Source organism: Salmonella sp. JXY0409-18, from assembly GCF_020268625.1.
In the GTDB taxonomy this organism is placed as follows: Bacteria; Pseudomonadota; Gammaproteobacteria; order Enterobacterales; family Enterobacteriaceae; genus Salmonella; species Salmonella enterica.
In genome coordinates this window covers 3,072,366-3,096,467 of the sequence record NZ_CP084216.1, presented here as the reverse complement: position 1 = coordinate 3,096,467, position 24,102 = coordinate 3,072,366, and the positions used below count along the sequence as shown (strand labels likewise).

Here is a 24,102-nt window from a genome sequence, read left to right as displayed (position 1 = left end):
CATTATTAACATTAACTTCAAAAATTGATTTTAATCAATATTTAAATGTTGGAAAAGAGCATCAAAACTGGTTAAATTGTCCGTGATCAAATTCCCTGAAAAGCGATAGATTAGCCATAAATTGATCGCTGTCGAAAAAAGCAAATCTGACCCACTAAAAACCTGTTTATTGTAAGGGTTTTACGGCGTAATATATTTGCGGGATCAATTTGGGTTTTTTATTAACATGTTTGTAACCTTTCATCATTACTGTTTCCTTCCCGAGGGGATAGTACGATGAGAGGCCGCAAATAAATTTGTATTGGGGCATGCGTGTGACCCTTTCTAACGGGGTTCACTCTCGGAGTCTTCATGCGATGAGCAAGGAGTCATGATGTTAGATATAGTCGAACTGTCGCGCTTACAGTTTGCCTTGACCGCGATGTACCACTTCCTGTTTGTGCCGCTAACGCTCGGTATGGCGTTCCTGCTGGCCATTATGGAAACGGTATACGTCCTTTCCGGCAAACAGATTTATAAAGATATGACCAAGTTCTGGGGCAAGTTGTTTGGTATCAACTTTGCTCTGGGTGTGGCTACCGGTTTGACCATGGAGTTCCAGTTCGGGACAAACTGGTCGTACTACTCCCACTATGTTGGGGACATCTTCGGTGCGCCGCTGGCCATCGAAGGTTTGATGGCCTTCTTCCTCGAATCCACCTTTGTAGGTCTGTTCTTCTTCGGCTGGGATCGTCTGAGTAAAGTTCAGCATATGTGCGTCACCTGGCTGGTGGCTCTGGGGTCCAACCTCTCCGCGTTGTGGATTCTGGTAGCGAACGGCTGGATGCAAAACCCAATCGCTGCGGATTTCAATTTCGAAACCATGCGTATGGAAATGGTGAGCTTCTCTGAACTGGTGCTGAACCCGGTAGCACAGGTGAAATTTGTTCACACTGTGGCGTCCGGCTATGTCACCGGCGCGATGTTCATCCTCGGTATCAGCGCTTACTACATGCTGAAAGGTCGTGACTTCGCCTTTGCTAAACGCTCCTTTGCTATTGCCGCCAGCTTCGGTATGGCTGCCGTACTGTCCGTTATCGTACTCGGCGACGAATCCGGTTACGAAATGGGCGACGTGCAGAAAACCAAGCTCGCTGCGATTGAAGCTGAATGGGAAACGCAACCTGCTCCGGCCTCCTTTACCTTGTTCGGTATTCCTGACCAGGACAAACAGGAAAACCATCTGGCGATTCAGATCCCTTATGCGCTCGGTATTATCGCTACGCGTTCCGTGGACACGCCGGTTATTGGCCTGAAAGATCTCATGGTTCAGCATGAAGAGCGTATCCGTAACGGGATGAAAGCCTATGAACTGCTGGAACAGCTGCGCGCCGGTTCTACCGACCAGGCCGTTCGCGACCAGTTCAACAGCATGAAGAAAGATCTCGGTTACGGCCTGCTGCTGAAACGCTATACGCCTAATGTGACTGACGCGACCGAAGCGCAGATCCAGCAAGCGACGAAAGATTCCATTCCTCGCGTTGCGCCGCTGTACTTCGCTTTCCGTATCATGGTGGCGTGCGGCTTCCTGCTGCTGGCGATCATCGCACTTTCCTTCTGGAGCGTGATTCGTAACCGCATCGGTGAGAAAAAATGGCTGTTGCGCGCGGCGCTGTACGGTATTCCACTGCCGTGGATTGCGGTTGAAGCAGGTTGGTTCGTCGCCGAGTATGGTCGTCAGCCGTGGGCGATCGGCGAAGTGTTGCCGACAGCCGTGGCGAACTCATCGCTGACCGTGGGCGATCTGCTGTTCTCCATGTTCCTGATTTGCGGCCTCTATACCCTGTTCCTGGTGGCAGAATTGTTCCTGATGTTCAAATTTGCACGCCTTGGCCCAAGCAGCCTGAAAACCGGTCGCTATCACTTTGAGCAGTCCACCGTGACTTCTCAGCCGGCACGCTAAGACAGGAGTCGTCAAATGATCGATTATGAAGTACTACGTTTTATCTGGTGGCTGCTGGTTGGCATTTTGCTAATTGGTTTCGCTGTCACCGATGGGTTCGACATGGGGGTGGGGATGCTCACCCGTTTCCTCGGTCGTAACGACACCGAACGTCGAATTATGATTAACTCTATCGCCCCGCACTGGGACGGTAACCAGGTGTGGTTGATCACCGCGGGCGGCGCGTTGTTTGCTGCCTGGCCGATGGTTTACGCTGCGGCGTTCTCCGGTTTCTATGTGGCGATGATCCTGGTGCTGGCGTCTTTGTTCTTCCGTCCGGTCGGTTTTGATTACCGTTCCAAGATTGAAGACCCGCGCTGGCGCAACATGTGGGACTGGGGCGTGTTCATCGGTAGCTTTGTGCCGCCGCTGGTGATTGGCGTGGCCTTTGGCAACCTGTTGCAGGGCGTACCGTTCCATGTGGATGAGTATCTGCGTCTGTACTACACCGGTAACTTCTTCCAGTTGCTGAACCCGTTTGGTCTGCTGGCGGGTATCGTAAGCGTAGGGATGATCATCACGCAGGGGGCGACTTACCTGCAAATGCGTACCGTTGGCGAACTGCACCTGCGCGCGCGCGCCACCTCGCAGATTGCGGCGCTGGTGACATTAGTGTGCTTTGCGCTGGCGGGCGTTTGGGTAATGTATGGTATTGATGGTTATGTCGTGACATCCGCGATTGATCATCATGCCGCCTCTAACCCGCTGACTAAAGAAGTGGCGCGTGAAGCTGGCGCCTGGCTGGTGAACTTTAATAATGCTCCGATCCTGTGGTTGGTTCCGGCTCTGGGCGTGGTTCTGCCGCTGCTGACTATCCTGACTTCCCGTATGGAGAAAGGCGCGTGGGCATTCCTGTTCTCTTCGCTGACCCTGGCCTGCATTATTCTGACGGCGGGTATCGCTATGTTCCCGTTTGTGATGCCGTCCAGCACGATGATGAATGCCAGTCTGACCATGTGGGATGCGACATCCAGCCAGATGACGCTGAACCTGATGACCTGGGTTGCGGCGGTGTTCGTACCGATCATTCTGATCTACACCAGCTGGTGTTACTGGAAAATGTTCGGTCGTATCACTAAAGAACATATTGAAAGCAACACCCACTCTCTGTACTAAGTAAGGAGCTTAAAATGTGGTATTTCGCATGGATTCTGGGAACGCTTCTTGCCTGTGCATTCGGGATCATTACCGCCCTGGCGCTTGAGCACGTTGAAGCGGGTAAAACCGGTCAAGAAGAAAGCTAATGACCCATATTATCGCAAAACTGTATGCGGTAATGGACAAGCGCCCGTTAAGGGCGCTTTCCTTCGTGATGGCGATAGTGCTGGCAGGATGTATGTTCTGGGACCCGTCACGGTTTGCCGCCAGGACCAGCACGCTTGAAATCTGGCACGGATTACTGCTGATGTGGGCGGTTTGCGCAGGCATAATCCACGGCGTGGGTTTTCGCCCTGAATCCGTACACTGGCAAGGGATTTTTTGTCCGCTCCTTGCGGATATTGTCCTTATCGTCGGCCTGATTTTCTTCTTCTTGTGAATAAGAAACCTCCTTAAAAATATAGGGGCTTGCATAAGCCCATATATTTTTACTCTCCCTTAACTTCCCCCCATTCCCAAGCCTCATTCCCGCGCGTATAGTAGCAACGTTTAAAAGCTCTACTTTTGTTGCATTACCGGGATGTAAAGTGAATACAAGGCGATATACAACGGCATTCTTGAGGCATTACGGCGGCAAGCGGATGACGCCAACAAAGAGGCTGCAGGGATGAATAAGTATATGTTTCGATGGCCAATTCGAGTTTATTACGAAGACACGGACGCCGGCGGTGTGGTTTATCACGCCAGCTATGTCGCTTTTTATGAAAGAGCGCGCACGGAGATGCTGCGTCACCATCACTTCAGCCAACAGGTGCTGCTGGCGGAGCGGGTCGCCTTTGTGGTGCGCAAGATGACGCTGGAATACTATGCGCCTGCGCGGCTCGACGATATGCTTGAAGTTCAAACAGAAATTACGTCAATGCGTGGCACCGCTTTGGTTTTCACGCAACGCATTGTCAACGCAGAGAACACGCTGCTAAATGAAGCAGAGGTTCTGATTGTTTGCGTTGATCCACTCAAAATGAAGCCTCGTGCGCTTCCTAAGTCTATTGTCGCGGAGTTTAAGCAGTGACTGACATGAATATCCTTGATTTGTTCCTGAAGGCAAGCCTTCTGGTTAAACTTATCATGTTGATTTTGATTGGTTTTTCAATAGCATCCTGGGCCATCATTATCCAGCGAACGCGTATCCTGAACGCCGCTGCGCGTGAGGCGGAAGCGTTTGAAGATAAATTCTGGTCCGGAATCGAACTATCGCGTCTGTACCAGGAAAGCCAGGGGAGACGCGATAGTCTGTCGGGCTCGGAACAAATCTTTTATAGCGGGTTCAAAGAGTTTGTCCGGCTCCATCGCGCCAACAGCCATGCACCGGAGGCCGTGGTAGAGGGGGCGTCGCGTGCGATGCGCATCTCCATGAACCGAGAGCTGGAAACGCTGGAAACGCATATCCCGTTTCTTGGCACGGTAGGCTCTATCAGTCCTTATATCGGTCTGTTTGGCACCGTATGGGGGATTATGCATGCGTTTATCGCCCTGGGCGCGGTGAAACAGGCTACTCTGCAAATGGTTGCGCCGGGTATTGCCGAAGCATTGATTGCCACGGCGATTGGTTTGTTTGCCGCCATCCCTGCGGTTATGGCTTACAACCGACTGAATCAGCGCGTGAACAAGCTGGAACTGAATTACGACAACTTTATGGAAGAGTTCACCGCGATTCTGCACCGCCAGGCGTTTACCGTAAGCGAAAGCAACAAGGGGTAAGCCATGGCCAGAACGCGTGGACGAGGTCGTCGCGAACTTAAGTCCGAAATCAATATTGTACCGCTGCTCGACGTACTGTTGGTGCTGCTGCTGATCTTTATGGCAACCGCGCCGATCATTACCCAGAGCGTGGAGGTCGACTTGCCGGAGGCGAATCAGTCGCAAGCGGTCAGTAGTAACGACGATCCACCGGTCATTATTGAGGTTTCCGGAGTAGGGCAATACAGCGTAGTGGTTGATAAAGATCGAATGGATCAACTGCCGTCTGAACAGGTGATCGCAGAAGTAAAGCGTCATCTGCAGGCTAATCCGAAAACAGTCTTTTTAATCGGCGGCGCGAAAGAGGTGCCGTACGATGAAATAATTAAAGCGCTGAACTTGTTACACAGCGCGGGCGTAAAATCGGTTGGCTTAATGACGCAGCCAATCTGAAGTCTGCGTCCCGTTGGCTTGAAAGACGGCGAGTAACAGGCGAACAGTTTTTTGGGAACCGAGAGTGTCAAAGGCAACCGAACAAAACGACAAGCTCAAACGGGCGATAATTATTTCAGCCGTGCTGCATATCATCTTATTTGCAGTGCTGATCTGGAGTTCGTTTGATGAGCATATAGAGGCTTCTGCCGGCGGCGGCGGTGGTTCCGCTATCGACGCGGTGATGGTCGATCCTGGCGCCGTTGTGCAGCAGTACAACCGTCAGCAGGATCAACAGGCCAGCGCCAGACGCGCGGAAGAAGAGCGTAAAAAGCTGCAACAGCAGCAAGCAGAGGAGCTGCAGCAGAAGCAGGCTGCCGAACAGGAGCGGTTGAAACAACTTGAGAAAGAACGTTTAGCGGCTCAGGAGCAGCAAAAGCAGGCTGAAGAAGCGGCAAAACTGGCACAACAGCAACAGCAACAGGCCGAAGAAGCGGCGAAAGTGGCGGCGGACGCGAAGAAAAAAGCGGAGGCCGAGGCGGCGAAAGCGGCGGCGGACGCGAAGAAGAAAGCAGAGGCCGAAGCGGCGAAAGCGGCGGCGGATGCGAAGAAGAAAGCAGAGGCCGAAGCGGCGAAAGCGGCGGCGGATGCGAAGAAGAAAGCAGAGGCCGAAGCGGCGAAAGCAGCGGCGGAGGCGAAGAAGAAAGCGGAAGCCGAGGCGGCGAAAGCGGCGGCGGAGGCGAAGAAGAAAGCAGAGGCCGAGGCGGCGAAAGCGGAGGCGAAGAAGAAAGCGGATGCCGAGGCGGCGAAAGCAGCGGCGGACGCTAAGAAGAAAGCGGCTGCCGAAAAAGCGGCCGCCGCAGAAGGCGTCGACGATCTGCTTGGCGATCTCAGCTCGGGTAAGAATGCGCCGAAAACCGGCGGCGGCGCGAAAGGGAATGGTCAGCCATCGAAAGATAGCGGTACATCGGGCGCTAACGGTGGGGCGACAGGCGCTGATATCAGCGCCTACGCGAAACAGATTCAGGTTGCCATTCAGAGCCGTCTGTATGATGCGAGCCTGTACCAGGGCAAACAATGTGTCTTGCATATTAGCCTGGCGCCGGATGGCTCATTAAAAAGCATTACGTCTGAGGGCGGCGATCCGGCGCTTTGTCAGGCGGCGTTAATGGCGGCAAAAACCGCGAAAATTCCTAAACCGCCAAGCCAGGCTGTTTATGAGAAAATAAAGGATGCCAAACTAGACTTTAAACTGTAGATACTTTTCTTTATGGAAGTTGGAGCAGTTGAGTTGTTACTGGTCCTGGTGGTTTTGTGTATTTGAGTTTGTTAACATTCTGCTAAATTATCGTGGGTCGCAGGCCCAGGTATGGGAGATATGATGAAGCAGGCATTACGAGTAGCATTTGGTTTTCTGATGCTGTGGGCGGCGGTGCTGCACGCAGAAGTCCGTATCGAGATCACCCAGGGGGTGGACTCGGCGCGACCGATTGGCGTTGTGCCTTTTAAATGGGCCGGGCCGGGCGCTGCGCCTGAAGATATCGGCGGCATCGTGGCGGCAGATTTACGCAATAGCGGTAAATTTAATCCGTTAGACCGGTCCCGACTGCCGCAGCAGCCAGCCACCGCTCAGGAAGTTCAGCCTACCGCATGGTCTGCGCTGGGTATTGATGCCGTCGTCGTTGGGCAGGTCACGCCGAATCCGGACGGTTCCTACAATGTTGCTTATCAGCTGGTTGACACTGGCGGCGCGCCGGGGACTGTACTGGCGCAAAACTCTTATAAAGTGAACAAGCAGTGGCTGCGTTATGCAGGCCACACTGCCAGTGACGAAGTCTTTGAAAAACTGACGGGCATTAAGGGCGCGTTCCGTACTCGTATCGCCTATGTGGTACAGACTAACGGCGGTCAGTTCCCGTATGAACTGCGTGTGTCGGATTACGATGGCTACAATCAGTTCGTAGTGCACCGTTCTCCGCAGCCGTTGATGTCTCCGGCGTGGTCTCCGGACGGCTCAAAACTGGCTTACGTGACATTTGAAAGCGGTCGCTCCGCTCTGGTTATCCAGACGCTGGCAAACGGCGCAGTGCGTCAGGTTGCGTCCTTCCCGCGTCACAACGGCGCGCCGGCCTTCTCGCCGGATGGGACGAAACTGGCGTTCGCGTTATCGAAAACCGGAAGTCTGAACCTGTACGTTATGGATCTTGCTTCCGGCCAGATTCGTCAGATAACGGACGGGCGTAGCAACAATACGGAGCCGACCTGGTTCCCGGACAGCCAGACTCTGGCCTTTACCTCTGACCAGGCTGGACGTCCGCAAGTGTATAAAATGAACATTAACGGCGGTGCGGCGCAGCGTATTACCTGGGAAGGTTCGCAAAACCAGGATGCGGATGTCAGCAGCGACGGTAAATTTATGGTAATGGTAAGCTCAAATAACGGGCAGCAGCACATTGCCAAACAAGATCTGGTGACGGGTGGCGTACAGGTTCTGTCGTCAACGTTCCTGGATGAAACGCCAAGTCTGGCACCTAACGGCACGATGGTAATCTACAGCTCTTCTCAGGGGATGGGATCTGTGCTGAATTTGGTTTCTACAGATGGGCGTTTCAAAGCGCGTCTTCCGGCAACTGATGGTCAGGTGAAATCGCCTGCCTGGTCGCCGTATCTGTGATAATAATTAATTGATTACTAAAGGAATTAAAGAAATGCAACTGAACAAAGTGCTGAAGGGCCTGATGATTGCCCTGCCTGTTATGGCAATCGCGGCATGTTCTTCCAACAAGAACGCCAGCAATGACGGTAGCGAAGGCGGCATGCTGAACGGCGCCGGCACTGGTATGGACGCTAACGGCAACGGCAACATGTCATCTGAAGAGCAAGCGCGTCTGCAGATGCAGCAGCTGCAGCAGAACAACATCGTTTACTTCGATCTCGACAAGTACGATATCCGTTCTGACTTCGCGGCAATGCTGGATGCGCACGCTAACTTCCTGCGTAGCAACCCGTCTTACAAAGTCACCGTAGAAGGTCACGCGGACGAACGTGGTACGCCTGAATACAACATCTCCCTGGGCGAACGTCGTGCTAACGCCGTTAAAATGTACCTGCAGGGTAAAGGTGTTTCCGCTGACCAGATCTCCATCGTTTCTTACGGTAAAGAAAAACCTGCCGTACTGGGCCACGACGAAGCGGCTTACGCTAAGAACCGTCGCGCTGTACTGGTTTACTAAGAGAATTGCATGAGCAGTAACTTCAGACATCACCTGTTGAGTCTGTCGTTACTGGTTGGCATAGCGGCCCCCTGGGCCGCTTTTGCTCAGGCGCCAATCAGTAGTGTCGGCTCAGGCTCGGTCGAAGACCGCGTCACTCAACTTGAGCGTATCTCTAACGCTCACAGCCAGCTTTTAACCCAACTTCAGCAGCAGCTCTCCGATAATCAGTCCGATATCGATTCTTTGCGCGGCCAAATCCAGGAAAATCAGTATCAACTGAATCAGGTGATGGAACGCCAGAAGCAAATTATGCTGCAGCTGGGGAGCTTAAATAATGGCGGCGCAGCGCAGCCAGCAGCTGGTGACCAGAGTGGGGCGGCAACCGCTGCGACCTCCGCTCCGGATGCCGGTACGGCAACCTCAGGGGCGCCGGTACAAAGTGGCGATGCGAATACCGATTACAATGCGGCAATTGCGCTGGTGCAGGATAAGTCTCGCCAGGATGATGCGATTGTGGCGTTTCAGAACTTCATCAAGAAATACCCTGATTCTACTTATCAGCCGAACGCCAATTATTGGCTGGGCCAGTTGAATTACAACAAGGGTAAAAAAGATGATGCCGCCTATTATTTCGCCTCGGTAGTAAAAAACTATCCTAAGTCGCCGAAGGCTGCGGACGCGATGTACAAAGTTGGCGTTATCATGCAGGACAAAGGTGATACGGCAAAAGCGAAAGCGGTTTATCAGCAGGTGATTAACAAATATCCTGGCACTGATGGCGCGAAACAGGCGCAGAAGCGTCTTAACGCGATGTAATGCGTACCATGCGACCAGAAAACGCCTTTTTTCTGGTCGCGTCGTGCGATTCCTAAGCAGTTGAGCCCTCTGCGTCGAAATTTTTGTTGCGCTCAAATCTGAAATCAGTAATATATGCCGCCGTTGCCACGGGATATTAAACAACTCGAAAGCAACGTAAAAGTGGGTCGTTAGCTCAGTTGGTAGAGCAGTTGACTTTTAATCAATTGGTCGCAGGTTCGAATCCTGCACGACCCACCAATCGTTCGGTGGAAACGAGAATAAAGCGTGAAGGATAACGTTGCATCAGCAACGGTGCCGTAGGGCGAGGCAAAGCCGAGTCATCCTGCACAACCCACCACTAACTTCGGTTAGTCAGTAATATCCAGCGTAGTATCGGGTGATTAGCTCAGCTGGGAGAGCACCTCCCTTACAAGGAGGGGGTCGGCGGTTCGATCCCGTCATCACCCACCACTCGGGTCGTTAGCTCAGTTGGTAGAGCAGTTGACTTTTAATCAATTGGTCGCAGGTTCGAATCCTGCACGACCCACCAATTTAACATCAAACTCAGATGTTGAACGTGAAGGATAACGTTGCGTCAGCAACGGCCCGTAGGGCGAGGCGAAGCCGAGTCATCCTGCACGACCCACCATCTTTAGATGGTCCGAGTAAAATCTTTCAGGCAGTACCCGTATGGGTCGTTAGCTCAGTTGGTAGAGCAGTTGACTTTTAATCAATTGGTCGCAGGTTCGAATCCTGCACGACCCACCATCCTGAATGATTGAAGCAGTAACCCTTATCAAGGGGTCGTTAGCTCAGTTGGTAGAGCAGTTGACTTTTAATCAATTGGTCGCAGGTTCGAATCCTGCACGACCCACCAATGTAAAAAAGCGCCCTAAAGGCGCTTTTTTACTATCTGCAATATGGAAGATTCGAACCTGCCGCAGGTTTGGGTCTCACGCAGTGAGACAACGGAGCCGCTTGCGGCGACGGCCCGAAGGGCGAGCGAAGCGAGTCATCCTGCACGACCCACCAATGTAAAAAAGCGCCCTAAAGGCGCTTTTTTACTATCTGCAATATGGAAGATTCGAACCTGCCGCAGGTTTGGGTCTCACGCAGTGAGACAACGGAGCCGCTTGCGGCGACGGCCCGAAGGGCGAGCGAAGCGAGTCATCCTGCACGACCCACCAATGTAAAAAAGCGCCCTAAAGGCGCTTTTTTACTATCTGCAATATGGAAGATTCGAACCTGCCGCAGGTTTGGGTCTCACGCAGTGAGACAACGGAGCCGCTTGCGGCGATGGCCCGAAGGGCGAGCGAAGCGAGTCATCCTGCACGACCCACCAATGTAATAAGGCGCCCTAAAGGCGCTTTTTTGCTATCTGCAATATGGAAGATTCGAACCTGCAGCAGGTTTGGGTCTTGCCTGATGCGCTGCGCTTATCAGGCCTACAGACGGCACCGCTCACGTAGGCCAGATAAGACGTTACGCCGCCATCAAACACGGGCTACGTAATTATTGTGACTTTCCTTATTGAATCAGCTATCTTGTTTAGCATATAAAACAAATTAACCGATTGTGGCGTTTATTACGCTTTCATTCGGTTGTTTCGTTAAGTCAGTAAAACGAGAAACCACGATGAGCGTAATGTTTGACCCACAAGCCGCAATCTACCCGTTCCCGCCGAAACCAACGCCGTTGAACGACGATGAAAAGCAATTTTATCGTGAGAAAATCAAACGACTCCTCAGCGAACGGGATGCGGTGATGGTGGCGCACTACTACACCGATCCGGAAATTCAACAGTTGGCAGAAGAAACCGGCGGCTGTATTTCCGACTCGCTGGAAATGGCCCGTTTCGGCGCGAAGCACGCCGCATCCACGTTACTGGTAGCGGGCGTACGGTTTATGGGGGAAACCGCCAAAATCCTCAGCCCGGAAAAAACCATTCTTATGCCTACCCTGGCGGCGGAATGTTCGCTGGATTTAGGCTGCCCAATAGACGAATTTAGCGCTTTTTGTGATGCGCATCCTGACAGAACCGTAGTGGTCTATGCTAACACCTCGGCTGCTGTTAAAGCGCGTGCGGACTGGGTTGTGACCTCCAGTATCGCCGTAGAACTGATTGAGCATCTGGATAGTTTGGGGGAAAAAATTATCTGGGCGCCGGACAGACACCTGGGGAATTACGTGCAAAAACAGACCGGGGCCGATGTACTGTGTTGGCAAGGGGCGTGTATCGTGCATGACGAGTTTAAAACCCAGGCGTTGACCCGTTTAAAAAAAATCTATCCCGATGCCGCTCTTCTGGTTCACCCTGAATCGCCGCAGTCCATTGTCGAAATGGCCGATGCGGTGGGCTCCACCAGTCAGCTTATTAAGGCGGCAAAAACGCTGCCGCACAGACAGCTTATCGTGGCGACCGATCGCGGCATCTTCTACAAAATGCAGCAGGCGGTGCCTGAAAAAGAGCTGCTTGAAGCGCCCACGGCTGGCGAGGGGGCGACCTGCCGTAGCTGCGCGCACTGTCCGTGGATGGCGATGAATGGCCTGAAAACCATTGCTGAAGGGCTGGAGCAGGGAGGCGCGGCGCATGAAATACAGGTTGATGCGGCGCTACGCGAGGGCGCATTACTGCCCCTCAACCGAATGCTGGATTTTGCGACTACACTTCGGGCGTAAAGACGGAAATCTTTGGGGGAGAGAATGGATTTTTTTAGTACGCACAACATACTGATTCATATTCCGATTGGCGCTGGCGGGTACGATCTCTCGTGGATCGAAGCGGTAGGGACCATCGCCGGCCTGCTCTGTATTTGGCTTGCCAGTCTGGAGAAGATCAGCAACTACTTTTTTGGACTGGTTAACGTCACCCTGTTTGCGATTATTTTCTTTCAGATCCAGCTTTATGCCAGCCTGTTGCTGCAACTCTTTTTCTTTGCCGCCAATATTTATGGCTGGTATGCGTGGTCGCGGCAAACAAAGGATAATCAAGCCGAGCTTAAAATCCGCTGGCTGCCGTTGCCAAAAGCAATGGCATGGCTGGCGATATGTGTGATAGCTATCGGTTTGATGACGCGATATATCGATCCCGTATTCGCCGTCCTGACGCGCGTGGCCGTCGCCATTATGCAGATGCTGGGGTTACAGGTGACAATGCCCGTACTGCAACCGGACGCTTTCCCGTTCTGGGACTCTTGCATGATGGTGCTGTCTATCGCGGCGATGATTCTGATGACACGCAAATATGTCGAAAACTGGCTCCTGTGGGTGATAATCAACGTGATCAGTGTGGTGATTTTTGCTTTGCAGGGCGTCTATGCGATGTCGCTGGAATATCTGATCCTGACATTTATCGCCGTGAACGGTAGCCGCCTGTGGATAAACAGCGCGCGGGAGCGAGGATCGCGCGCGCTTTCCCGTTAATGGTGATGAACATGCCCGGATGGCGTCTGATTCAGATGACAGTCCGGGCCGTGACACACTTGATACTCCATCTGAATCGTAGCGTGCGCAATATGGTATTCGTGCATCAGAAAATCCTGGATACGTTCCAGCAGCGCATCATGGTCGTGTGGCGGAATGACCTGAGCGTGCAATGTCATGATCGGTTTTTCGCCGACCATCCAGACATGCACATGGTGTACGTTGCGGACTTCGGGGATTTCCCGGCTTAAATGGCGCTGTAAGGCATTAATATCCAGCGAAACCGGTGCGCCTTCCAGCAATTCGTTGACGCTATCTTTTAACAAACGCCAGGCGCTGCGTAGCACCAGTACCGAAACCAGAATAGAGAGAATCGGGTCCGCTGGCGTCCAGCCCGTCCAGATAATGATCAGCGCGGCGACTATTGCGCCGACGGAACCCAGCAAATCGCCCATCACATGTAGCGCGGCAGCGCGCACGTTCAGGTTTTTTTCATCGCTTCCCCGATGGAGAATCCAGAATGCAAACAGGTTCGCCAGCAGACCCGCGACCGCAATCACCATCATCAGATTACCCGCCACCGGACGTGGCGTGTAAAAGCGCTCTATCGCTTCCCAGACAATGAGAAGGGTAATGACCACCAACGCAATGGCATTCACAAAGGCCGCCAGTGTGGTGAGTCTTAGCCAGCCAAAAGTGTGGCGAACAGTCGGAGGACGACGGGAAAATTGAACCGCCAGCAGCGCAAAGAGAAGGGCCGCCGCGTCGGTGAGCATATGTCCCGCATCCGCCAACAACGCCAGAGAGCCGGAGAGTATCCCGCCCACCACCTCAAGGAGCATAAATCCGGCAGTGACGATAAAGGCGAAAAGCAGGCGACGAGCATTATTATCTTTCGGCAGGTGTGAATCGGCATGAGAGTGTGAGTGCGCCATAACGTCATTCCTTTGTTATTCTCATCAATACTGTAGACATCATACTGATTTTTCGCTGACAAAATAAAAAGGAGAGCGAAAGCTCTCCCGTTATCAGACTTTTTTCTGCATTACTGTGTGGTACCGTCGGTTTTGGTATTCACGTCATTATTGACGCCATTACCGGTTTCCACTTTTTTATTAATATCCGGGCAGCGACCGTCTTTACACATGGTATTTTTATGCTCTTCATCCTTGGTCATTCCGTCATGATTCATGGTTGAACCGTCCGGATGCTGCATCGTGCTGTTAGTATTGCCGTTGGTATTGATGTCGTTGTTATTCACATCATTTGGCGCCACATTCTGGCGGGCGTCCGGGGCAACCTGACCGGCATTTGCCGCCGAGTTCGCCTGGCCATTACTGGATTGCGCGTTAGATTCAGCAGCTAACGCTGCGCCGCTGGCAAGGCCGAGGGTAGCGGTCAGTAAAAGCGTAGTCAGTTTTGTCATTTTCATAAGATGCTCCTGTTATGGTGGATATGTCGGATAACCTCTTCCAACAGTGCACGTGTCAGTCAAATCCTCAAATAAGGGATAAAAAGCGTTCGCCGCCGCGGGTTAACGCAGCAGAGAATCTTGCAATAATTCATAAACAGAGTGGTTACAGTTAAAAAGTGTAGGTTAGATCCCATTTTTCGCTACATTTGTGCGTTTTTTTCCTGAATTCCAGGATTATTCCGTTCAAAGTGTAAAAGCCCGTTTACACTATTTAATTGAAGAGATAGATTGGAGGGATTGCATTCATTGGGATAAGTACGGCAACACTGGAATAAACATGAATTATCAGAACGACGATTTACGCATTAAAGAAATCAACGAGTTATTACCTCCGGTCGCGCTGCTGGAAAAGTTTCCCGCTACGGAAAATGCAGCGAATACCGTTGCTCACGCGCGCAAAGCCATCCATAAAATTCTCAAAGGCAATGACGATCGTCTGCTGGTGGTGATCGGTCCTTGTTCAATTCATGATCCGGCAGCGGCGAAAGAGTATGCCGCCCGTTTGCTGGCGCTACGCGATGAGCTTCAAGGCGAGCTTGAAATTGTCATGCGCGTCTATTTTGAGAAACCGCGTACTACCGTCGGCTGGAAAGGGCTGATTAACGATCCGCACATGGATAACAGCTTCCAGATTAACGACGGTCTGCGTATTGCGCGCAAACTGCTGCTGGATATTAACGACAGCGGCCTGCCTGCCGCCGGCGAATTCCTCGATATGATCACGCCGCAATATCTGGCCGATCTGATGAGCTGGGGTGCCATTGGCGCGCGGACTACTGAATCCCAGGTTCATCGCGAACTGGCGTCTGGCCTCTCTTGTCCGGTCGGTTTTAAAAATGGTACTGATGGCACGATTAAAGTCGCCATTGACGCCATCAACGCCGCCGGCGCGCCGCATTGCTTCCTCTCCGTCACTAAATGGGGTCATTCGGCGATTGTGAATACCAGCGGCAACGGCGACTGCCATATCATTCTGCGCGGCGGTAAAGCGCCAAACTATAGTGCGCAACATGTTGCTGAGGTGAAAGAAGGCCTCACCAAAGCGGGACTGACGCCGCAGGTCATGATCGATTTCAGCCATGCCAACTCCTGTAAGCAATTTCAAAAGCAGATGGAGGTTTGCGCCGATGTCTGTCAGCAGATAGCGGGCGGTGAAAAAGCGATTATTGGCGTGATGGTAGAGAGTCATCTGGTAGAAGGAAACCAGAGTCTGGAAAGCGGTCAGCCGCTGACCTACGGTAAAAGCATTACTGACGCCTGTATTGGCTGGGAAGATACCGATGCGCTGCTTCGTCAGTTGTCGGCAGCGGTAAAAGCCCGTCGTGGTTAATCTTCATAACGTCTTAAACCGGCCCGTAAGGCCGGTTTTTTATTTGGAAACCGGTGAGATAGGCCACCGTGTCATCAATCGAAATATAAATAAATATATAACGAAATAATTCGGCGCTATAATTCTCCTCTGATTAATAACGTAGCCCGAACCATGACCTGTCAGGACAAATCACTTTTAGCCCCCGGTCTCGCTTCCACGCCCGTCATTCCGCGCTATCGCCAGCTCATACGCAAACGGGCCGTGCTCATGTTAGCTATTGCGCTGGCGATGATGGCTTCACTGATGGTGGATGTAACCTGTGGGTCTTCTGGTTTACCGCTCAGTGCGCTGTGGCAGGCGCTTTTCCAGCCGGAAAAGGTGAATGCGGGCATACACGTTATTGTCTGGGATATTCGTTTACCCTATGCCCTGATGGCCCTACTGGTGGGCATGGCGTTAGGGTTAGCGGGCGCCGAAATGCAAACCATTTTAAATAATCCGCTGGCGACGCCGTTTACCCTCGGCGTATCGTCCGCGGCGGCTTTTGGCGCTGCGCTGGCGATTGTGTTGGGGATCGGTATTCCCGGTATTCCAGCCGCCTGGTTTATCCCGGCCAATGCGTTCATCTTTGCGCTTTTATCCGCGTTACTACTGGACGGTATTACCCGTTGGACAGGCGTCGCCGCATCCGGAGTGGTGTTGTTCGGCATTGCGCTGGTATTCACCTTTAACGCGTTGGTCGCCATTATGCAGTTTGTGGCTGATGAAGATACGCTGCAGGGGCTGGTATTCTGGACGATGGGGAGCCTGGTCCGTGCGTCGTGGGAAAAATTGGGCGTACTGGCCGTGGTGTTTATTGCTGTGCTTTTTTGCGCGTTACGAAGCGCCTGGCAACTCACGGCATTACGTTTGGGCGAAGAGAGGGCGATGAGCTTTGGGATTCATGTCCGCCGTTTACGCCTGCTGTCATTGTTGCGTATCAGCTTGTTATCAGCGCTGGCGGTAGCTTTCGTCGGGCCGATTGGTTTTATTGGTCTCGTTGCACCGCACATTGCGCGAATACTTTTGGGGGAAGATCACCGTTTCTACCTTCCGGGCAGCGTGCTGATAGGCGGGCTGGTGTTATCGCTGGCCTCTATTGCGGCGAAAAATAGTGTTCCGGGCGTCATGGTGCCGGTGGGGATTGTCACCTCGCTGGTCGGGGTTCCGTTCTTTTTAAGCATTATATTGCGACATCGGGGGAGTCTCTGATGCGCGGGTTAATGCTCCGCTCATTTAGCGCCGGCTATTCCACTCAGCCGGTTATTGCAGATCTCAACGTTCCCTTACTGCCGCGCGGGAAAATTACCATTTTGCTGGGGCCGAACGGCTGTGGTAAATCGACGTTACTACGTTCGCTGGCCGGGCTGAATAACGCTGACGGCGAGGCGCTGCTTGATGGCGAGGATCTCATGTCGTTATCGTTTGCCGAGCGGGCGCAGAAAGTTGTGTTTTTGCCGCAGTCATTACCGCAGGGCGTGCATCTGCATGTACTGGAGTCGATTATCGTGGTACTGCGGGCATCAGGCGGCAGAGACAATGCGCAGGGCAGAGCGCAGATGCTGGCTATCCTTGAGCAATTGGGCATAACGCATCTGGCGTTGCAGTATCTCGACCAGCTTTCCGGCGGTCAGCGGCAGTTAGTGGGGCTGGCGCAATCGCTGATTCGTCGCCCTGAACTTCTGTTGCTGGATGAGCCGCTCAGCGCGCTGGATTTAAACTATCAGTTTCACGTAATGGATCTCGTGCGTCGGGATACCCAGGCGCAAAATAGGGTAACGATAGTCGTGGCGCATGACATTAATATTGCACTGCGTCATGGTGACCATGTCCTGATGCTAAAAGACGGCAGGCTGGTCGCCAGCGGCGCGCCGGAGACGGTGATTACTGCGGAGCGTCTGGCTGAAGTGTACCGGGTACGAGGACGCGTGGAGCGCTGTTCGCAGGGGAAATTGCAGGTGGTGCTGGACGGCGTGATCGCTGTTTAAGACATATTGCCTGATGGCGCTGCGCTTATCCGGCCTACCCATTGCTCGTAGGCCGGATAAGGCAGTTATACCGCCATCCGGCAAAGGTGATTACTTCGCTTTACCCTGATTCGCCACGGCAGCCGCTTTCGCAGCGATCTCGTCAGCGTTGCCCAGATAGTAATGTTTGATCGGCTTGAAGTTTTCGTCGAACTCATACACCAGCGGCACGCCGGTCGGGATGTTTAACTCAAGGATCTCATCTTCACTCATGTTATCCAGGTATTTCACCAGCGCACGCAATGAGTTACCGTGAGCGGCGATGATCACGCGCTCACCGCTCTTCATACGCGGCAGGATGGTGTCGTTCCAGTAAGGAATAACGCGGTCGATGGTCAGCGCCAGACTTTCGGTCAACGGCAGCTCTTTCTCGCTCAGTTTGGCATAACGTGGATCGTGACCCGGATAACGCTCATCATCTTTGGTCAGTTCCGGCGGCGTCACGGCAAAACCGCGGCGCCACTGCTTAACCTGCTCGTCACCATATTTTTCTGCCGTTTCCGCTTTATTCAGCCCCTGCAACGCGCCGTAGTGACGTTCATTGAGTTTCCAGGATTTTTCCACCGGCAGCCACGCCTGATCCAGTTCATCCAGTACGTTCCACAGCGTATGGATAGCGCGTTTCAGTACGGAAGTGTAGGCAAAATCAAAGCTGAAACCTTCTTCTTTTAGCAGTTTACCCGCTGCTTTTGCTTCGCTTACGCCTTTTTCAGACAGGTCAACATCATACCAGCCGGTGAAACGGTTCTCTTTGTTCCATTGACTTTCACCGTGACGTACCAGAACCAGCTTAGTTACAGCCATACTCTCACTCCTATAAATCATATGTAATGATAATAATTCTCATTATATTGCCGCGAGGTGTTGGCGGCAATGCTTACGCATAACCATAGCGAAAATAGTGGCGCAGTGTAAGGTTCTTGTGAACTCAGAGTTGCGATTTTGTCTTTAAGTGGTGGAGGTTTGAGCAGGGCAATGGCGCGTAGGCCCGATAAGCTTGCGTCATCGGGCATGTAACGGCATATCGTTAGAACGGAATAAACTGATACTCGGTCAGGCTGGCGTACTCCTCGCCAGGGCGAAGGATACAGTCAGGCTGCGGCCATTCAGGATGATTCGGGCTGTCCGGCAGCAGTTCGCTCTCCAGCGCCAGCCCTTGCCAGTCGGCATAAGGTTCCGGTCCGCGGGAAGGTGTACCCGCCAGATAATTGCCGGAATAAAACTGTAGCGCCGGGGCGGTGGTGTAAACCATCATTTGTAGCTTTCCATCCTGTGACCACAGACGGGCCGCCGGCTTTTTGCCATCACCCTGCGTCTGTAGCAGGAAAGCATGATCGTAGCCTTTAACCTTGCGCTGATCGTCATCGGCGAGAAATTCGCTGGCAATGATTTTTGGCATCCGGAAGTCAAACGAGGTATTGGCTACCGATTTTAGCCCCTGGCGTGGAATACCGGATTCATCTACCGGCAGATACTCATCCGCCAGAATTTGCAGCTTATGCTGGCGCACGTCGGTCCGATCGCCGTCCAGATTAAAATAGACGTGGTTGGTCAAATTCACCGGACAGGGTTTATCGACCGTCGCCCGGTAGGTGATGGAGATTCTATTGTCATCGGTCAGACGATATTGCGCCGTGGCGCAAAGATGGCCAGGAAAGCCCTGGTCGCCGTCATCAGAGGTGAGCGCGAATAATACCTGGCGATCGTTCTGGTTCACAATTTGCCAGCGGCGCTTGTCAAAGCCTTCCGGTCCGCCGTGTAGCTGGTTCTCGCCCTGGCTTGGGCTTAACTGTACGGTTTCGCCGGCAAACGTATAGCGGCTATTGGCGATACGGTTCGCGTAACGGCCAATAGAGGCGCCGAGGAACGACGTCTGTTCAGGGTAGTGTTCCGGGCTGGCGCAGCCCAGTAATGCTTCCCGAACGCTGCCGTCAGACAGCGGTATACGGGCGGAAAGAAGAGTGGCTCCCCAGTCCATCAGCGTTACCACCATCCCTGCGCTGTTGCGCAGGGTTAGCAGGCGGTACGGTTGACCATCGGGGGCCAGTGCGGGCGTTTCATTTAGCACTGTCCTGCTCCTTGTGACGGTTTGCATACATAAAAGGTTTCTTTGATTCCGGTTTTCGCTTCGTACTGTTGCGCAACGGCCTGCTGAACAGCGGGAACCAGATCTTCCGGGATCAGCGCGACAACACAGCCGCCGAAGCCGCCGCCGGTCATGCGCACGCCGCCTTGATCGCCGATGGTCGCTTTGACGATGTCTACCAGCGTGTCTATCTGCGGGACGGTAATTTCGAAATCATCGCGCATTGAGGCATGGGACTCCGCCATCAGTTGGCCCATACGTTGCAAATCACCTTTCTCCAGCGCGCTTGCCGCTTCAACGGTGCGCGCATTTTCGCTCAATACATGGCGAACACGTTTTGCGACTACCGGGTCCAGTTCGCTGGCAACGGCATTGAACGCCTCAAGGCTGACATCGCGCAGGGCCGGCTGCTGGAAGAAACGGGCGCCGGTTTCGCACTGTTCACGGCGGGTATTATACTCGCTGCCCACCAGAGTGCGCTTAAAGTTACTATTGATGATCACCACGGCGACACCTTTCGGCATGGAAACCGCTTTGGCGCCGAGCGTACGGCAATCAATCAGCAGCGCATGATCTTTTTTGCCGAGCGCAGAGATGAGCTGATCCATAATGCCGCAGTTACAGCCGACAAACTGGTTCTCGGCCTCTTGTCCGTTGAGCGCAATTTGCGCGCCGTCCAGCGGCAGGTGATAAAGCTGCTGGAAGACGGTGCCCACCGCCACTTCCAGCGAAGCGGAGGAGCTTAACCCGGCGCCCTGCGGCACATTGCCGCTGATGACCATATCCACGCCGCCAAACGCGTTGTTACGCTGTTGCAGGTGTTTCACTACGCCGCGCACATAGTTAGACCACTGCTGGCTATCGTGGGTCACGATCGGCGCCTCCAGTGAAAATTCGTCCACCTGATTGTCGTAATCGGCGGCAATCACCCGTACGGTACGATCGTCGCGCGGCGCACAGCTAATTACGGTCTGGTAATCGATAGCGCAGGGCAGAACAAAACCATCATTGTAATCAGTATGCTCGCCGATCAGATTGACGCGGCCTGGCGCCTGAATCGTGTGGGTGGCAGGGTAGCCGAAAATTTCAGCAAACAGCGCGCGCGTTTTCTCTTTCAGATTCATTTTTATACTCCGGATTCGCGAAAATGGATGTCGCTGACCGCGCGCAGGCGTTCAGCCGCTTGTTCTGCGGTTAAATCACGCTGGGTTTCCGCCAGCATTTCATAGCCGACCATAAATTTACGGACGGTCGCAGAGCGCAGCAGCGGCGGATAAAAGTGCGCGTGCAACTGCCAGTGTGCGTTTTCTTCACCGTTAAACGGCGCGCCGTGCCAGCCCATTGAGTAGGGGAAGGAACACTGAAACAGGTTGTCATAACGACTGGTCAGCTTTTTCAACGCCAGCGCCAGAGAGTCGCGCTGCTCGTCGCTTAAATCGGTAATGCGCAGGACATGCGTTTTGGGTAACAGTAGCGTTTCGAACGGCCACGCCGCCCAGTAAGGCACCACCGCCAGCCAGTGTTCGGTTTCGACCACGGTGCGGCTGCCGTCCGCCAGTTCCCGCTGGACATAATCCACCAGCATTGGCGAGCGCTGCTCGGCGAAGTAGGCTTTTTGTAAACGATCTTCGCGTTCGGCCTCATTCGGCAGGAAGCTGTTGGCCCAGACCTGTCCATGCGGATGCGGGTTCGAACAGCCCATCGCCGCGCCTTTATTTTCAAAGACCTGCACCCACGGATAGGTTTTGCCTAACTCGGCGGTCTGCGTCTGCCAGGTTCTGACGATTTCCGTCAGCGCGGGCAGGCTCAACTCCGGCAGCGTTTTACTGTGATCGGGAGAAAAGCAGATCACGCGGCTGGTGCCGCGCGCGCTCTGGCAGCGCATCAGCGGATCGTGGCTGTCCGGCGCATCCGGCGTGTCGGCCATCAGCGCCGCGAAATCGTTAGTAAAGACGTAAGTCCCTTTGTAATCGGGATTTTTATCGCCGGTGACACGCGTATTGCCCGCACACAGGAAGCAGTCCGGATCGTGGGCCGGCAGCATTTGCTGAGACGGCGTTTCCTGCGCCCCTTGCCAGGGGCGTTTTGCGCGATGCGGCGAAACCAGAACCCACTGGCCGGTAAGCGGGTTATAACGGCGATGCGGATGATCGATGGGATTAAATGGGGTCATAACAACGTCCTTAATCTGGGTATCCCTGCGGATGGCGTGACTGCCAGTGCCAGGTGTCCTGCGCCATTTCGTCAAGCGTGCGGGTGACGCGCCAGTTCAGCTCGCGATCGGCTTTGCTGGCATCTGCCCAATACGCCGGGAGATCGCCGTCGCGGCGCGGCGCGAAGTGGTAATTAATGGGTTTACCGCAGGCTTTACTAAAGGCGTTGACCACATCCAGGACGCTACTGCCGACACCCGCGCCGAGGTTATAAATATGTACGCCGGATTTGTCCGCCAGTTTTTCCATCGCCACGACGTGCCCGTCGGCTAAGTCCATAACGTGAATGTAATCGCGTACGCCGGTGCCATCCTCGGTCGGGTAATCATTGCCGAAAACGGCGAGCGATTCGCGACGACCCACGGCGACCTGGGCGATATAGGGCATCAGGTTATTCGGAATACCTTGCGGATCTTCTCCCATGTCGCCCGACGGGTGCGCGCCGACCGGGTTGAAATAACGCAGCAGCGCAATACTCCACTCCGGCTGGGCTTTTTGCAGATCGGTGAGGATCTGTTCTACCATCAATTTACTTTTGCCGTAGGGGCTTTGCGGCGTGCCGGTAGGAAAACTTTCGACGTAAGGGATCTTGGGCTGATCGCCATAAACGGTGGCAGAGGAGCTAAAAATAAGGTTTTTAACGTTGGCCGCACGCATGGCGCTGATTAACCGTAGCGTACCGTTGACGTTGTTGTCATAGTACTCCAGCGGCCTGGCGACCGATTCGCCGACGGCTTTCAGGCCGGCAAAGTGAATCACGGTATCAATCGCGTGATCGTGCAGAATTTCGGTTATAAGCGCTTCGTTGCGAATATCGCCTTCGACAAAGGTCGGGTGCTTACCGCCCAGACGTTCAATAACGGGCAGCACGCTGCGCTTGCTGTTGCAGAGGTTATCGAGGATGACGACGTCATGACCATTTTGCAGCAATTGTACGCAGGTATGACTTCCAATGTAACCGCTACCACCTGTAACCAATACTCTCATAATTCGCTCCGTTAAGCCTATGGTATGGAATAACCATAGCATAACAAAGATGCGAAAAGTGTGACATGTAATAAATTAGTGGAATCGTTTACACACTGGTGATTTTACGCATTTATATCAATTAAATGATTACAAATCATCTGGCTTGAGAATGCTTCTGCTTTTTATCCGAAAAAAAGGCGCGTTACGCGCCTGGGAATGAAACGGACGGGGCAGGAGCTGTCAGTCTTTTTTACGCGAGAGTAGCTTCCTGGCGAGCGCCCCGACAGCGACGACGCCGATGGCGGTCACTTTCCAGAATTTAAGCAACGCGATACCGAGCATAGCAAGCAGTCCTACTTTCTTGGCCGCGATACCGCCAATCAGCGCGGCGAGCCCATACTCCGCTATTTTGTCCGTTGATTCGTTGAAGTCAGCGTAGCGTTGTCCAGCGTTGAACTTGACGGAACTGAGAATTCTTTTCGCCAGAGGGATTTCATGGTCAACAGAACCTCTGACGGTCACCAGATTTAAAGAAAAATAACCTTCACGTCCCAGCAGATAGGTGTTGTAGTTCACGCCTTGTTCATTCAGTGGTTCGTTGGTGCCGATATCCTGGATGGCGGCGGACCAGATCAGACGATGATTGGTTGCATCGTAGGTAGGCTTCTCGATCCAGCTAATAATTTCTATCGGCTCAATGCCTTTTGCAATACGATCTTTATTCGCTTCTTTTGTGCCTTTGCGCAGGTTATCCATTAATTCATCGGCATCCCAATTTTTTGCATCATCATCTTTTACATAACCAGAATCATCATATTCGATAGAAATAAATCCATTCATTTCCTTTTTAAATACGAGACCGTAAAAATATTCATCGTCAACATAGTTACCAATTTCACGCATAAATACCGCCGCTTCTTTTGCGGGTATCCAGGTAAATCCTTCCGGCAGATTAAGCGTGGCTTTACCACCTAAACTAATTTTTGTCGGACCCGCAACGGCGGCGCGACTCATGCCTTCAACAGCGACCTCAACGGCGGTTTTACGCGCTTCCTGCGCAGCGGTCGGCTTTTGCTCAGCATAACTGCCGGGGCAAAATAACATGGCTGCCAGTAAAAATAGTATTATTTGTGGAAAACGAAAAGCCATAATAAATCCCTTATATTCACATACGACATCATTGTCGAAAATTTCAGGATTATTATGACAATGAGGCGGTCAGCGATTCAAGAGATAGTAAGCTTATCGACCGTTATTATTATTCATAATAAAAGGAGAGTGGTTCCAGAATGGCG

General features: G+C 52.9%; 24 protein-coding genes, 5 tRNA genes and 3 other RNA genes. 24 read left to right on the top strand and 8 right to left on the bottom strand.

Translation table 11 applies throughout. The features are described from left to right. Positions 1-373: 373 nt before the first annotated feature. From cydA to pnuC, 21 genes are all read left to right on the top strand, one after another. On the top strand, positions 374-1,942 hold the full coding sequence (gene cydA / locus LDB27_RS15215; protein WP_000884369.1) for a cytochrome ubiquinol oxidase subunit I: 1,569 nt from the start codon (positions 374-376) through the stop codon (positions 1,940-1,942). Between the two features lie 15 nt (positions 1,943-1,957). Then, entirely contained in the window at positions 1,958-3,097 is a 1,140-nt protein-coding gene (gene cydB, locus LDB27_RS15210) for a cytochrome d ubiquinol oxidase subunit II (protein ID WP_000568258.1), read from the top strand. Positions 3,098-3,111: 14 nt separating this feature from the next. After that, the gene (cydX, locus tag LDB27_RS15205) at positions 3,112-3,225 is read left to right on the top strand and encodes a cytochrome bd-I oxidase subunit CydX (RefSeq protein WP_000270278.1); all 114 of its coding nucleotides are present in this window, start codon (positions 3,112-3,114) and stop codon (positions 3,223-3,225) included. Next, entirely contained in the window at positions 3,225-3,518 is a 294-nt protein-coding gene (ybgE, locus tag LDB27_RS15200; protein WP_000148790.1) for a cyd operon protein YbgE, read from the top strand. Before cydX ends, ybgE begins: the two co-directional genes overlap by 1 nt. A gap of 228 nt (positions 3,519-3,746) precedes the next feature. Next, complete coding sequence (ybgC, locus tag LDB27_RS15195; RefSeq protein WP_001046240.1) at positions 3,747-4,151, top strand: tol-pal system-associated acyl-CoA thioesterase; 405 nt, start codon at positions 3,747-3,749, stop codon at positions 4,149-4,151. Continuing rightward, positions 4,148-4,840 carry a Tol-Pal system protein TolQ gene (tolQ, locus tag LDB27_RS15190; protein ID WP_000131318.1) on the top strand — a complete coding sequence of 231 codons (693 nt, stop codon included), beginning with the start codon at positions 4,148-4,150 and terminating at the stop codon, positions 4,838-4,840. Before ybgC ends, tolQ begins: the two co-directional genes overlap by 4 nt. Before the next feature lie 3 nt (positions 4,841-4,843). Beyond that, positions 4,844-5,272: a colicin uptake protein TolR gene (gene tolR, locus LDB27_RS15185; RefSeq protein ID WP_000124676.1), complete on the top strand. Its 429-nt coding sequence runs from the start codon at positions 4,844-4,846 to the stop codon at positions 5,270-5,272. A 64-nt stretch (positions 5,273-5,336) separates the two neighbouring features. Then, positions 5,337-6,509: a cell envelope integrity protein TolA gene (gene tolA / locus LDB27_RS15180; RefSeq protein WP_001531001.1), complete on the top strand. Its 1,173-nt coding sequence runs from the start codon at positions 5,337-5,339 to the stop codon at positions 6,507-6,509. Between the two features lie 123 nt (positions 6,510-6,632). Next, positions 6,633-7,925 (top strand): Tol-Pal system beta propeller repeat protein TolB, encoded by a 1,293-nt coding sequence (gene tolB, locus LDB27_RS15175; protein ID WP_001562341.1) that lies wholly within the window; start codon positions 6,633-6,635, stop codon positions 7,923-7,925. 34 nt (positions 7,926-7,959) lie between these two features. Beyond that, positions 7,960-8,484 (top strand): peptidoglycan-associated lipoprotein Pal, encoded by a 525-nt coding sequence (pal, locus tag LDB27_RS15170; RefSeq protein WP_001176621.1) that lies wholly within the window; start codon positions 7,960-7,962, stop codon positions 8,482-8,484. Between the two features lie 9 nt (positions 8,485-8,493). Beyond that, the gene (gene cpoB, locus LDB27_RS15165; RefSeq protein WP_000097551.1) at positions 8,494-9,282 is read left to right on the top strand and encodes a cell division protein CpoB; all 789 of its coding nucleotides are present in this window, start codon (positions 8,494-8,496) and stop codon (positions 9,280-9,282) included. 164 nt (positions 9,283-9,446) lie between these two features. Then, a tRNA-Lys gene (locus tag LDB27_RS15160) sits at positions 9,447-9,522 on the top strand. Between the two features lie 137 nt (positions 9,523-9,659). After that, positions 9,660-9,735: transfer RNA gene (locus LDB27_RS15155), tRNA-Val, on the top strand. Between the two features lie 3 nt (positions 9,736-9,738). Then, positions 9,739-9,814: transfer RNA gene (locus LDB27_RS15150), tRNA-Lys, on the top strand. A 142-nt stretch (positions 9,815-9,956) separates the two neighbouring features. Continuing rightward, a tRNA-Lys gene (locus tag LDB27_RS15145) sits at positions 9,957-10,032 on the top strand. Between the two features lie 33 nt (positions 10,033-10,065). Beyond that, positions 10,066-10,141 (top strand) — tRNA-Lys (locus LDB27_RS15140). A 29-nt stretch (positions 10,142-10,170) separates the two neighbouring features. Further along, positions 10,171-10,296: non-coding RNA, RtT sRNA (locus LDB27_RS15135), on the top strand. 29 nt (positions 10,297-10,325) lie between these two features. Next, positions 10,326-10,451: non-coding RNA, RtT sRNA (locus LDB27_RS15130), on the top strand. Positions 10,452-10,480: 29 nt separating this feature from the next. Further along, positions 10,481-10,606: non-coding RNA, RtT sRNA (locus LDB27_RS15125), on the top strand. Between the two features lie 293 nt (positions 10,607-10,899). Further along, positions 10,900-11,943, top strand: a complete 1,044-nt coding sequence (gene nadA, locus LDB27_RS15120; protein ID WP_000115352.1) for a quinolinate synthase NadA — start codon at positions 10,900-10,902, stop codon at positions 11,941-11,943. Between the two features lie 24 nt (positions 11,944-11,967). Beyond that, on the top strand, positions 11,968-12,687 hold the full coding sequence (gene pnuC / locus LDB27_RS15115) for a nicotinamide riboside transporter PnuC (protein ID WP_000345365.1): 720 nt from the start codon (positions 11,968-11,970) through the stop codon (positions 12,685-12,687). Here pnuC and zitB read toward each other — a convergent pair. Then, positions 12,684-13,622, bottom strand: a complete 939-nt coding sequence (zitB, locus tag LDB27_RS15110) for a CDF family zinc transporter ZitB (protein WP_000951247.1) — start codon at positions 13,620-13,622, stop codon at positions 12,684-12,686. The genes pnuC and zitB overlap by 4 nt on opposite strands. Before the next feature lie 110 nt (positions 13,623-13,732). Beyond that, the gene (locus LDB27_RS15105) at positions 13,733-14,119 is read right to left on the bottom strand and encodes a YbgS-like family protein (protein ID WP_000784380.1); all 387 of its coding nucleotides are present in this window, start codon (positions 14,117-14,119) and stop codon (positions 13,733-13,735) included. Between the two features lie 319 nt (positions 14,120-14,438). Between LDB27_RS15105 and aroG the strand changes: the two genes are divergently transcribed. From aroG to LDB27_RS15090, 3 genes are all read left to right on the top strand, one after another. After that, complete coding sequence (gene aroG / locus LDB27_RS15100) at positions 14,439-15,491, top strand: 3-deoxy-7-phosphoheptulonate synthase AroG (protein ID WP_001109234.1); 1,053 nt, start codon at positions 14,439-14,441, stop codon at positions 15,489-15,491. A 153-nt stretch (positions 15,492-15,644) separates the two neighbouring features. Beyond that, complete coding sequence (locus LDB27_RS15095) at positions 15,645-16,724, top strand: FecCD family ABC transporter permease (RefSeq protein ID WP_052940442.1); 1,080 nt, start codon at positions 15,645-15,647, stop codon at positions 16,722-16,724. Next, positions 16,724-17,500, top strand: coding sequence for an ABC transporter ATP-binding protein (locus LDB27_RS15090; protein WP_001214714.1), 777 nt, complete (start codon positions 16,724-16,726; stop codon positions 17,498-17,500). Before LDB27_RS15095 ends, LDB27_RS15090 begins: the two co-directional genes overlap by 1 nt. A gap of 90 nt (positions 17,501-17,590) precedes the next feature. On the opposite strand, the gene gpmA is transcribed toward LDB27_RS15090, so the two are convergent. The 6 genes from gpmA to LDB27_RS15060 form a co-directional block, all read right to left on the bottom strand. Then, a complete protein-coding gene (gene gpmA / locus LDB27_RS15085) occupies positions 17,591-18,343 on the bottom strand; it encodes a 2,3-diphosphoglycerate-dependent phosphoglycerate mutase (protein WP_000301554.1) in 753 nt (250 codons plus the stop codon). Between the two features lie 223 nt (positions 18,344-18,566). Further along, the gene (gene galM / locus LDB27_RS15080) at positions 18,567-19,607 is read right to left on the bottom strand and encodes a galactose-1-epimerase (RefSeq protein ID WP_000931425.1); all 1,041 of its coding nucleotides are present in this window, start codon (positions 19,605-19,607) and stop codon (positions 18,567-18,569) included. Next, positions 19,601-20,749, bottom strand: a complete 1,149-nt coding sequence (gene galK / locus LDB27_RS15075; RefSeq protein WP_001049372.1) for a galactokinase — start codon at positions 20,747-20,749, stop codon at positions 19,601-19,603. Before galK ends, galM begins: the two co-directional genes overlap by 7 nt. A gap of 2 nt (positions 20,750-20,751) precedes the next feature. Continuing rightward, a complete protein-coding gene (gene galT / locus LDB27_RS15070; RefSeq protein ID WP_000187473.1) occupies positions 20,752-21,798 on the bottom strand; it encodes a galactose-1-phosphate uridylyltransferase in 1,047 nt (348 codons plus the stop codon). A gap of 10 nt (positions 21,799-21,808) precedes the next feature. Beyond that, a complete protein-coding gene (galE, locus tag LDB27_RS15065) occupies positions 21,809-22,825 on the bottom strand; it encodes a UDP-glucose 4-epimerase GalE (protein ID WP_001265457.1) in 1,017 nt (338 codons plus the stop codon). Between the two features lie 222 nt (positions 22,826-23,047). Beyond that, positions 23,048-23,956 carry a DUF2167 domain-containing protein gene (locus LDB27_RS15060; RefSeq protein WP_000885524.1) on the bottom strand — a complete coding sequence of 303 codons (909 nt, stop codon included), beginning with the start codon at positions 23,954-23,956 and terminating at the stop codon, positions 23,048-23,050. Between the last annotated feature and the right edge of the window lie 146 nt (positions 23,957-24,102).

What these genes read in the sequence shown, in the direction of transcription:
- cydA (WP_000884369.1), top strand. Translation starts at nt 374, where the DNA reads ATGTTAGATATAGTCGAACTGTCGCGCTTACAGTTTGCCTTGACCGCG.
- cydB (WP_000568258.1), top strand. Translation starts at nt 1,958, where the DNA reads ATGATCGATTATGAAGTACTACGTTTTATCTGGTGGCTGCTGGTTGGC.
- cydX (WP_000270278.1), top strand. Translation starts at nt 3,112, where the DNA reads ATGTGGTATTTCGCATGGATTCTGGGAACGCTTCTTGCCTGTGCATTC.
- ybgE (WP_000148790.1), top strand. Translation starts at nt 3,225, where the DNA reads ATGACCCATATTATCGCAAAACTGTATGCGGTAATGGACAAGCGCCCG.
- ybgC (WP_001046240.1), top strand. Translation starts at nt 3,747, where the DNA reads ATGAATAAGTATATGTTTCGATGGCCAATTCGAGTTTATTACGAAGAC.
- tolR (WP_000124676.1), top strand. Translation starts at nt 4,844, where the DNA reads ATGGCCAGAACGCGTGGACGAGGTCGTCGCGAACTTAAGTCCGAAATC.
- tolB (WP_001562341.1), top strand. Translation starts at nt 6,633, where the DNA reads ATGAAGCAGGCATTACGAGTAGCATTTGGTTTTCTGATGCTGTGGGCG.
- pal (WP_001176621.1), top strand. Translation starts at nt 7,960, where the DNA reads ATGCAACTGAACAAAGTGCTGAAGGGCCTGATGATTGCCCTGCCTGTT.
- cpoB (WP_000097551.1), top strand. Translation starts at nt 8,494, where the DNA reads ATGAGCAGTAACTTCAGACATCACCTGTTGAGTCTGTCGTTACTGGTT.
- nadA (WP_000115352.1), top strand. Translation starts at nt 10,900, where the DNA reads ATGAGCGTAATGTTTGACCCACAAGCCGCAATCTACCCGTTCCCGCCG.
- pnuC (WP_000345365.1), top strand. Translation starts at nt 11,968, where the DNA reads ATGGATTTTTTTAGTACGCACAACATACTGATTCATATTCCGATTGGC.
- zitB (WP_000951247.1), bottom strand. Translation starts at nt 13,622, where the DNA reads ATGGCGCACTCACACTCTCATGCCGATTCACACCTGCCGAAAGATAAT.
- LDB27_RS15105 (WP_000784380.1), bottom strand. Translation starts at nt 14,119, where the DNA reads ATGAAAATGACAAAACTGACTACGCTTTTACTGACCGCTACCCTCGGC.
- aroG (WP_001109234.1), top strand. Translation starts at nt 14,439, where the DNA reads ATGAATTATCAGAACGACGATTTACGCATTAAAGAAATCAACGAGTTA.
- LDB27_RS15095 (WP_052940442.1), top strand. Translation starts at nt 15,645, where the DNA reads ATGACCTGTCAGGACAAATCACTTTTAGCCCCCGGTCTCGCTTCCACG.
- LDB27_RS15090 (WP_001214714.1), top strand. Translation starts at nt 16,724, where the DNA reads ATGCGCGGGTTAATGCTCCGCTCATTTAGCGCCGGCTATTCCACTCAG.
- gpmA (WP_000301554.1), bottom strand. Translation starts at nt 18,343, where the DNA reads ATGGCTGTAACTAAGCTGGTTCTGGTACGTCACGGTGAAAGTCAATGG.
- galK (WP_001049372.1), bottom strand. Translation starts at nt 20,749, where the DNA reads ATGAATCTGAAAGAGAAAACGCGCGCGCTGTTTGCTGAAATTTTCGGC.
- galT (WP_000187473.1), bottom strand. Translation starts at nt 21,798, where the DNA reads ATGACCCCATTTAATCCCATCGATCATCCGCATCGCCGTTATAACCCG.
- galE (WP_001265457.1), bottom strand. Translation starts at nt 22,825, where the DNA reads ATGAGAGTATTGGTTACAGGTGGTAGCGGTTACATTGGAAGTCATACC.
- LDB27_RS15060 (WP_000885524.1), bottom strand. Translation starts at nt 23,956, where the DNA reads ATGGCTTTTCGTTTTCCACAAATAATACTATTTTTACTGGCAGCCATG.